Raw genomic sequence first — 1,335 nt, 5'->3', positions numbered from 1 at the left:
CATCGAGACTTGCCGCAAGCGGGCCGTTTCCTCCTGGGTCTACATCGCCACTGTGATCGCCGCCGCCAGAAAGGGCGTCGCCACACCCTCGCTGCCGCCGATTCCGTCCGGGACGTGAACGGTTACAAGGTATCACATGGCTGGTCGGTCAACGGTAAAAGAAGTTGATTTTGAAGATTGTCATTGTTGCTGTATATCCGCTGCCGCTCGCCGATGAGATTGTTGGGGCGATACTGTTCAGAAGGCTATGCCAGAACCAGATGATCTATAAGGATCGGGAGATGGAGAAAAAAGGGCGCGCGTCATATATATGTTGATCATGAAGAAGAGCAAATTGACGGAAAGGCACTTCCCATGACAAGCGAAATTCGGGAGTACGTCTATGAAACCAATAAATCAGTAATGCTTAGATATGTCGTATTCCGAACAGGCCAGGGACGTTTGACTAGATATATCCAGATCAACGACGGCGGCAGCCCGTTAATCTTCAGCGGAGTGTGCTACCCGAAAGAGGGAAAATGACCTTTACATTGATTAAGAAGTTGTCAATTAGAAGTTAATTTGAAAATATGCAGCAACGTGCAGAAATTTAAAAGGATAATGTAATTATGGGATTATATATTTTGGCATTGCTGCTGATCTGGTTTGGTGTGCTCTGGTGGGTGGTGAAAGGTATCATGTGGCGGGTCGATCATCCGTACAAGGCGTTAATTTCGACGATTATCATTGTAGTTGCTTATCCACTGCCGGTCGCGGATGAAATCGTTGGGGCGATACAGTTCAAAAATTTATGTGAGAAACAGGTGATATATAAGGATCCGAACATGGCGAAAAAAAGAGGCGCGCGTCTCATATTTGTTGCTCATGAAAAAACGCAAATTGATGGGAAGGCGGTGCCCATTACAAGCGAACTTTGGGAATTTCTTAACGAAAGTGATAAATCAGTGATGTTTAAGTATTTGGTATTCGACACAGATGGAGGATTTTTGGTCAGAAATTTTTACATCCAAGAGGGAAGTGGCCCGTTTTTATTTACCAGTGCTTGCCAGCCGGAAGAATATCGTACGTTTTTTACTGAATTTGAAGTTGTCAATTAAGACAGGATAGTATATATGAATATGCATGATGTTTTCATCAACACAATTTTGGCTGATGCTGCTTATGTTGGTAATTTGGCAGATAATTTGACAGGGGATCCTTTAAAGAAAGCGCTGGAAAATCAAATGACCCCGGTCTTGGCCGAGTTTATCTCAAATGAATTTACTGTCATCAGACATTTGGAATCCGGCGATATTTTGGGGAGCGGCTTCGACGGCACGATGTGGAAAAATTCGA

The 1,335-nt window shown here is 44.1% G+C and carries 2 protein-coding genes; both read left to right on the top strand.

Features of this window, described 5'->3' with window-relative positions:
- Positions 1-608 precede the first annotated feature (608 nt).
- Positions 609-1,097, top strand: coding sequence for a hypothetical protein (locus tag F1735_RS33615; protein ID WP_167241350.1), 489 nt, complete (start codon positions 609-611; stop codon positions 1,095-1,097).
- A gap of 15 nt (positions 1,098-1,112) precedes the next feature.
- Positions 1,113-1,335: hypothetical protein (locus F1735_RS33610; RefSeq protein ID WP_167241348.1), on the top strand; the 223-nt coding region annotated here is incomplete at its 3' end.

This window comes from Massilia genomosp. 1 (genome assembly GCF_011682185.1).
Lineage (GTDB): Bacteria > Pseudomonadota > Gammaproteobacteria > Burkholderiales > Burkholderiaceae_D > Telluria_A > Telluria_A rubra.
The sequence above is the reverse complement of the archived record's forward strand: the minus strand, read 5'-3'. Positions and strand labels throughout refer to the sequence as shown.

Coding starts and splice junctions, on each gene's coding strand:
- F1735_RS33615 (WP_167241350.1), top strand. CDS start 609: ATGGGATTATATATTTTGGCATTGCTGCTGATCTGGTTTGGTGTGCTC.